Origin of the sequence: Mycobacterium sp. (genome assembly GCF_032162105.1) — a bacterium.
GTDB lineage: Bacteria > Actinomycetota > Actinomycetes > Mycobacteriales > Mycobacteriaceae > Mycobacterium.
Map to the genome: position 1 here is coordinate 1 of NZ_JAVRPS010000286.1, position 6,879 is coordinate 6,879.

The window sequence follows — 6,879 nt, forward strand, 5'->3', positions numbered from 1 at the left end:
CCCCGCGGTGTGCGCGGCCGAACCTGGCATCGTGACCTACCTCGACCTGCCGCTGATCGGTGGCAAGGCGGCGCCGCACCTGCGCTGAACTGGCGGTCGTCTACCCACCGAACGTGACGGCACTGCGAAAATCTCGCGGAATTCTCGCAGTGGGCTCACGCTGGGTGCAAGGGTCGCACCGCGGCTGCGGTGACTAGCGCGGTAGGAGGCCGCCGTCGACCGTGATCACCTTGTTGGTGAGGTACCCGGTGCGCAACATCGTGATCGCCATGTCCGCCATTTCGTCGGGTCGCCCGACGCGGCCGACGGGAATCGGGACGGGAGGGGTGGGGGTCGCCAGGTCCGCGGGCAACATCTTGGTTTCGCCGACGAGTGCAGGCGCAAGGCAGTTGACCGTGACGCCGTCCGCCGCGACCCTTGGCGCGAGGTGGTGCATCAGGCCGTGCAGGCCCGCCTTGCTCGCCGCGTAGTGGGCGCCGACCACGCCGCCATTGAGCGCAGCCACCGACGAGATGAACAGAATCCGTCCGAACCGCCGCTCGATCATCCCTGGCAGCACCTGCTGAGACAACAGGAACGGGGCGGTGAGATTCACCGCCAGCGTGGCGTTCCAGGACGCGAAATCGATGTTCTCCCAACTCTTTATGTCGGCGGTGCCTGCGTTGGCGACTAGGACGTCGACGTGACCGAGTTCGCGGCCGGCGTATGCGACGAGGTCTGCCGGTCCCTGCGGATCCGCCATGTCGGAGGCCACGGTGACCGCCCGCCTGCCCACTCCACGGGCGTAGGCGGCCACCTCCTCCGCGTCCTCGCGGTGGCGGCCGTAGGCCAGGCACACGTCGACGCCCTCCTCGGCCAGCCGCTTGCCGATGGCCTTGCCGATGCCGCCGGATGCGCCGGTGAGCAGCGCGACCCGGTCCGCCAGGTCCGTCACGGCTGCACCAGGATCCTGATCGGGTCGCCGTCGGACTTGTCGAGCTTCTCGATGCCCAGTGCGACGTCCTCGAGGGGCACCACGGCACTGATCGAGCGCGACAGGTCAAGTCGGCCGAGGGACACCAACTGAGCCAGCGTGCCGATGTCGGCGTTCTGGTAGCCGAGATGGCCGAGCACCTGGCGCTTGAACAGGTTGAAGATCGACGTCGGACCGATCGTGGGGGCGTCGGCGCTCATGCCGACGCCGACCAGTCGGCCGCCGACCGTCAGGCTGTTCAGCGCCTGATCGAACGTCGACTTCAGCCCGACCGCATCGAACGCGACGTCGAGGTTCCGGCCGCCGGTGGCCTCGGAGATCTTGGCGGGCAGGTCGGGGTCGCGGGCATCGAACGCGTAGTCGGCTCCGACGGCGAGCGCCCTGTCGAGAATGGCGGGCTTGATGTCGACGGCGATGATCGGAGCGGCGCCGACGAGGCGGGCCAACTGGACCATGTGGGTGCCGAGCCCGCCGACGCCCCACACCCCGACGGACTCACCGATGCCGACATTGCCGGTTCGGACCACCGCGCCGAACGGCGTCGACACCGCGTCGGCCAGGATCGCCGCCTGCTCCAGCGGCACGTTATCGGGAATCCTGGTGAGGCCGAAGGCTTGGGCGACGGTGTACTCCGCCCACGCACCGTCGTACGCGAACGCCATCAACCGGATGCGCAAGCAGTTCGACATGTCGCCGCGTCGGCAGTTCACGCACTCCAGGCACGGCCTGCCCGCTGCGACCACCACCCGGTCACCCTCGGCCCATCCGGTCACCCCGGGTCCGAGCTTGGCGACGGTGCCCGACGCCTCGTGGCCCTGCGTCACCACCGGCAGTTGGGCCGGGAAGGTGCCGTTGATCAGGCTCAGGTCGGAGTGGCAGATCCCGCAGAACGCGACCTTGACCAGGACCTCGCCGGGACCGGGCGCCGGAATCGGAACATCCTCCACCGCAATCGTTTTGGTATCGGCGTAGAACCGCTGGGCCCTCATCGTGTTGGCCATGTCGCTCCTTTACGGGATTCGATAGAACGGGTTGGGCAGCAGGTAGGTCCGCTCGGCGAAGCCGCCATCGAGATCCGACGGCTGATCGCCGATGTTGGCGATGATGGTGTAGCCCCGTCCCTGAATGGCTGCCCGCTGCGGGGTTTTGAAGTCGGCTGCCGAGGCGAACTGCGCGCCAACGGGTTCCATGATCAGCTGGGTGTATCCGGTGTAGCCGACGGCGGCCAGGTTGCGTTCGGTGGCGGCGCGTTGCGCGTCGTCACGCCCGGTGATGAAGAAGACCGCCGCGCCGCCCTCGCGGGCCGCGGTGAAGACGTCCATCGTCGGCCCGATGACGGTCGATTGGGCGGTCAGGTCCCAGGCCCGCCAACCGCACGGCCCTTGCGGCAGTTCGGCGCACGGCCCGTCGATGACGCGGCCGAAGTCGTTGGCCCTGATGACCTCCCAATTGGACAGAGCGGTCTCGTCGATGTCGAACACCACCGCGGGCCGGTCCACCCGCGGCGCCTCCTCGTCGATCCACGCGACCGCGGGCGCCGCGGCCAGTTGCAGATCCGTCAGATAGGCCCCGCTGTCGTAGTACTGGGTGGCCTCGGTCTTGAGGTCGCCGATGTTGGCGGGCTGGACCGGCGGCGGGACGATCGGCGTGGGCGGCGCGGGCGGTTCCGCGCCTGCCTGCGCGGCACCGGCGACGAGCAGGATCGCGGCAGCGACCGATGCGAGGGCGCCACGACCGAGCATGGGTCGACCCTACGGTTTGGCTCCGAGCACCCGCTGCAGGTCGGGCTTCATCTGCTGCAACTGCTGGCCCCAGTACGCCCAGTCGTGGGTGCCCGATGGCGGGAAGTTGAACACGCCGTTCGTGCCGCCCGCGGCGACGTACTGGTCGCGGAACGCCGTGTTGGTCTTCAGTGTGGAGGTCTCCAGGAGGCCGCCGCCGAGGTTGCCCCCGCCGCCGAGATCGCCGGCGGTGCCGTCGCCGCAGTACACCCAGATGCGGGTCTTGTTCGCGACGAGCGTGGGGATCTGCGCACCTGCAGGTACTCGATCGGGAGGCCGTCGCGGGAGAACGCCGACGCAGGCGCCGTACCGCCTAGGAACCCGACGACCGCAGGCAGCAGCACCGCCAGCGCGGCGGCTCCCAGCATTCGGCGCACCACGTTGACGAAGTTCGGCACGCCATCCCGTTGATTAGCCAGTCGAAGTTTCTGTCGTATTCGCCACCTGGCAGACTCGGTTTCCGTGACGAAGCGCGGACTGGTGCTGGCCGGCGGTGGACTGGCAGGCATCGCCTGGGAGACGGGCATCCTGCTTGGCATCGCCGACGAGGCACCGGAGGCGGCGCAGGCGCTACTGGCTTCCGATGTACTGCTCGGCACGTCGGCGGGCTCGACGGTTGCCGCTCAGCTCGGTAGCGGTGCAGGCATCGACGAACTCTTCGCCCGTCAGGTCGCCGAGGAGTCGCACGAGATCGACTCCGGCGTGGACGTCGACGTCATCACCGAGTTGTTCGTGACCGCGATGACGACGCCCGGCGCCACCACGGAGGAGAAGCTGCGACGCATCGGCGCCATCGCGCTGGCCACCGATACCGTCGCCGAGCCGGTGCGCCGCGCCGTGATTGCGCACCGGCTGCCGTCGCACCAGTGGCCCCGGCGGGTGCTCCGCGTGACGGCCATCGACGCCGCCACCGGTGAGCTGGTGATCCTCGACGGCGACTCGGGCGTGGACCTCGTCGATGCGGTGGCCGCCAGCTGCGCGGTGCCGGGCGCGTGGCCACCCGTCACGATCGGCGACCGCCGCTTCATCGACGGCGGGCTGGGCAGCGCGGTGAACATGTCCGCGGCCGGTCAGTGCGACGCTGTCGTCGTCCTGGTGCCGTCGGGGGAGAACTCGCCGTCGCCGTTCGGAGGTGGCGCCGCGGCGGAGATCGCCGAGTTCGCCGGTGCGACGTTGACCGTGTTCGCCGACGACGCGGCGCTCGCCGCATTCGGCCGCAATCCGCTCGACCCGGCCTGCCGGATCCCGTCGGCCCGCGCCGGACGCGAACAGGGGCGCCGCGAGGCCGGTCGCGTCGCGCGGTTCCTAGGGGCCTGATTCGAGGGGCCCGGCGTCGAGCGCCGGGCGGACACCGAGGGCATCGAGTGCGGCGGCGGCGAGTTCCTGGCCGATCTCGATGACCTCGTCGGCGCGGTGGAACTCCAGGCTGCGGCATGCGTTGCGGGGTACCTCGATGAGCAGGTCGGGCGGGTACGCCGCGAGGGTGTGGCGCATGAGCGCGGCCTGCGCGATGTCGATGGTGCGGTTCATCACCTCGAAGCTGCCCAGCCTGGGCACCGACACCTCTTTGTCGTCTGGGTCGTCGGCCTCGACGCCGTCGTTGGTGAACCGACTGAGTACCGTCCGGGCAGCGGGCGTGTCGAACACCGTCCGGGCGGTGGAGGTGTCGAGCAAAGCCGTTGTGCTGCGCCACATTCGGCTGAGCAGTTCGGTCGTTGGCCCTGGTTCGGGTGGTGTCCCGGTTCGGCTGGGGTCGGCACCGCCGAGGCTCACGGCGATGGTCAGGTCGGCATTGACCGCCGCGATCGGCGCCATCGGAAGCGGGTCGAGAATGCCGCCGTCGGCGAGCAGGCGGCCGTCGAGCACGTGGGGCTTGATCACGCCCGGTATCGCGATGGAGGCGCGAATGGCTTCGTCGACCGGCCCGCGCTGCAGCCACACCGACTTGCCCGCAATCAGATCCGTGGTCACCGCCGTATAGGGGATGGGCAGCGCCTCGATCACGGCCTCGCCGAGGATCTCGCGGACGGCATCGAGGATCTTCTCGGCGCGCAACACCCCCGCCGAGGTGAGCGACGGGTCGAGAAGTCGCAGCACCGCGCGCTGCGTCAGCGAGCTCGCCCAGGTGGCGAACTCGTCGAGCTTGCCAGCGGCCTCAAGCCCACCGACCAGTGCACCCATCGACGACCCGGCGATGCCGACGATCTCGTGGCCCCGATCGCGCAACTCGTTGATCACGCCGATGTGTGCGTATCCGCGGGCCCCTCCACTACCGAGAGACAGTGCGACCCGCATGCCGACATTGTGCCCTGCGGCCGTCAGGTCGACTTCATCAGCCGTTGTGAAATCGGCGCCAGCACCCGTGGCGGCACGAACCGGGTGGACAGCGCCAGCACCGCGTTCGCCAGGCCGGAAACGACCGTGGGCGTTGACTTGTCGAGCGCATTGAGGGCGGTGTCGACGACCTGCTTCGGCGTCTGGCGGCCGCGGGTCAGGAACTCCTCCCCGGTGCGGGCGAAGAACTCGGTCTCGGTGGCGCCGGGGCACAATGCCAGCACGCGCACTCCCTTCCCCTTGGTTTCCTGCCACAGCGCCTCGCTGAACGACAGCACGAATGCCTTGGTCGCGCCGTACACGGCCATGCTCGGCGTCGGTTGGAACGCCGCCGTCGAGGCGACGTTGATGATCACGCCGTGCCGCGCTTGGGTCATCGCCGGGAGGAAACGAGCCGTCAGATCGACGAGGGTCCCGCAGTTCAGCTGGATCTGCGCGGCGTTGCGTTCGGGATCCTGATCGACGAAGTCGCCGTGCAGCCCGACGCCGGCGTTGTTGATCAGAACGTCGATGTCACGGCCGAGGCCGCTGACAGCGTCGGCGAGTTTCGCGCCAGAACCCGGCTCCGACAGATCCGCCGCGATGACGTCGACCTCGATGTCGGGATGGCGCGCCAGAAGGGTGGTGCGCAGCTCCTCGAGCTTGTCGAGGCGACGGGCCACCAGCACCAGGTTGGCCCGGCGTTGCGCGAGTTGATGGGCGAACTCCTCGCCGATCCCGCCGCTCGAGCCCGTGATCAGCGCCGTGTCATTGGCCAGGTCCATGAGCTTCTCCCCGCTGTGAAACCGAATTCGGACCGCTGTCCCATCATGCGCGTTAGATCGGGGCGGAAACGGCAATGTGACGTACATGATCGGAACACTTCGCTCCGTGGTGATCGACTGCAGGGACCCGCGCCGATTGGCGGACTTCTACGCCGGGCTGGTCGGCGGCGTGCCGGTGGCCGAGGACGACACCTGGGTGGTACTCACCGACCCGTCGGGCAGAAGGCTGGCGTTCCAGTCCTGTCCCCGGCACGAGCCGCCGAAGTTTCCCGATCCGCGCGGATCGCAGCAGTTCCACTTGGACGTCGCGGTCGACGACGTCGAGGAGGCCCAGCGAAAGGTCTTGGCGCTGGGGGCGACCCGGGTGACGGACGCCGTCGGCGAGGACCACTTCCGGGTCTATCGCGACCCGGCGGGACACACGTTCTGTCTGGTGTGGGGCGTGTCGGGCTAGCAGCCGACGCGGCAGAAGAACGCAGCCGCGAGCAGGCCGATGATCAGCGCGATCTGCGGCTGCCCACTCGATGCGGCGACGACGACGCCGGTGATCGAGGCGATGGCGATGAGGAGGAGGACGAAGCCGAGCAGCACTTTCGTGCCGTTGATCGAGCCGCCGGCGGCGCGCGGAAGCGCGTTCCGGCGCTGCCCGAGCGGGGCATCCTTAGGTCCGACCATTGACAGTCTCCTTCAAGTGATGAGGAGCACATTGTACCCATTTTTGTGACGCACACCACTACATGTAGACGTGCTAAATGCCTGCGTGTCGGGGGTTTCTGCGCTGTGGGCACCGGCAGGCATGGCGCCGCCGGACCGGCATTCCGGCCGTCGTGATTTAAAGGCGGCGATCAGCCCGCTAAGGGTGATCAGCCGCAGAGGTCGTCGGCGGCGGCTTCGGCCGCGACGATCGCCGCCGCCTGGCGGCTCGGCGAGAGTTTCGACCACGGCATGTTGAAGGTGCCCGGTCCCGGCGCGTCCGACGCCTGCACGCTGGCCAGGTACGGCTCGAACTGTGCCTTCTGGTCACCGC

At 68.9% G+C, this 6,879-nt stretch carries 9 protein-coding genes and 1 pseudogene; 2 read left to right on the top strand and 8 right to left on the bottom strand.

What is annotated here, in order from left to right:
* Positions 1-193: 193 nt before the first annotated feature.
* From QOC69_RS14745 to QOC69_RS14760, 4 genes and pseudogenes are all read right to left on the bottom strand, one after another.
* Entirely contained in the window at positions 194-934 is a 741-nt protein-coding gene (locus QOC69_RS14745) for an SDR family NAD(P)-dependent oxidoreductase (RefSeq protein WP_526440727.1), read from the bottom strand.
* Entirely contained in the window at positions 931-1,974 is a 1,044-nt protein-coding gene (locus tag QOC69_RS14750) for a zinc-binding dehydrogenase (protein ID WP_526440729.1), read from the bottom strand. The genes QOC69_RS14745 and QOC69_RS14750 overlap by 4 nt, the downstream gene beginning before the upstream one ends.
* A 9-nt stretch (positions 1,975-1,983) precedes the next feature.
* Complete coding sequence (locus QOC69_RS14755; protein WP_526440731.1) at positions 1,984-2,715, bottom strand: HAD family acid phosphatase; 732 nt, start codon at positions 2,713-2,715, stop codon at positions 1,984-1,986.
* Between the two features lie 9 nt (positions 2,716-2,724).
* Positions 2,725-3,000, bottom strand: a pseudogene (locus QOC69_RS14760) (alpha/beta hydrolase-fold protein); the annotation flags it as partial.
* 216 nt (positions 3,001-3,216) lie between these two features.
* Here QOC69_RS14760 and QOC69_RS14765 point away from each other — a divergent pair.
* Positions 3,217-4,071, top strand: a complete 855-nt coding sequence (locus tag QOC69_RS14765; RefSeq protein WP_526440733.1) for a patatin-like phospholipase family protein — start codon at positions 3,217-3,219, stop codon at positions 4,069-4,071.
* Here QOC69_RS14765 and QOC69_RS14770 read toward each other — a convergent pair.
* Positions 4,060-5,049 carry a patatin-like phospholipase family protein gene (locus QOC69_RS14770; RefSeq protein ID WP_526440735.1) on the bottom strand — a complete coding sequence of 330 codons (990 nt, stop codon included), beginning with the start codon at positions 5,047-5,049 and terminating at the stop codon, positions 4,060-4,062. The genes QOC69_RS14765 and QOC69_RS14770 overlap by 12 nt on opposite strands.
* A 23-nt stretch (positions 5,050-5,072) precedes the next feature.
* Complete coding sequence (locus QOC69_RS14775) at positions 5,073-5,852, bottom strand: SDR family NAD(P)-dependent oxidoreductase (RefSeq protein WP_526440737.1); 780 nt, start codon at positions 5,850-5,852, stop codon at positions 5,073-5,075.
* An 85-nt stretch (positions 5,853-5,937) separates the two neighbouring features.
* Here QOC69_RS14775 and QOC69_RS14780 point away from each other — a divergent pair, with 85 nt between their 5' ends.
* Positions 5,938-6,306 (top strand): VOC family protein, encoded by a 369-nt coding sequence (locus QOC69_RS14780; RefSeq protein WP_526440739.1) that lies wholly within the window; start codon positions 5,938-5,940, stop codon positions 6,304-6,306.
* Here the strand turns inward: QOC69_RS14780 and QOC69_RS14785 are convergent.
* Both QOC69_RS14785 and lpqV read right to left on the bottom strand, forming a co-directional pair.
* Positions 6,303-6,527, bottom strand: a complete 225-nt coding sequence (locus tag QOC69_RS14785; protein ID WP_526440741.1) for a hypothetical protein — start codon at positions 6,525-6,527, stop codon at positions 6,303-6,305. The genes QOC69_RS14780 and QOC69_RS14785 overlap by 4 nt on opposite strands.
* Positions 6,528-6,715: 188 nt before the next feature.
* Positions 6,716-6,879, bottom strand: a 164-nt coding sequence (lpqV, locus tag QOC69_RS14790; protein WP_526440743.1) for a lipoprotein LpqV, incomplete at its 5' end; no start/stop codon positions are given.

What these genes read in the sequence shown, in the direction of transcription:
- QOC69_RS14750 (WP_526440729.1), bottom strand. Translation starts at nt 1,974, where the DNA reads ATGGCCAACACGATGAGGGCCCAGCGGTTCTACGCCGATACCAAAACG.
- QOC69_RS14755 (WP_526440731.1), bottom strand. Translation starts at nt 2,715, where the DNA reads ATGCTCGGTCGTGGCGCCCTCGCATCGGTCGCTGCCGCGATCCTGCTC.
- QOC69_RS14770 (WP_526440735.1), bottom strand. Translation starts at nt 5,049, where the DNA reads ATGCGGGTCGCACTGTCTCTCGGTAGTGGAGGGGCCCGCGGATACGCA.
- QOC69_RS14775 (WP_526440737.1), bottom strand. Translation starts at nt 5,852, where the DNA reads ATGGACCTGGCCAATGACACGGCGCTGATCACGGGCTCGAGCGGCGGG.
- QOC69_RS14780 (WP_526440739.1), top strand. Translation starts at nt 5,938, where the DNA reads ATGATCGGAACACTTCGCTCCGTGGTGATCGACTGCAGGGACCCGCGC.
- QOC69_RS14785 (WP_526440741.1), bottom strand. Translation starts at nt 6,527, where the DNA reads ATGGTCGGACCTAAGGATGCCCCGCTCGGGCAGCGCCGGAACGCGCTT.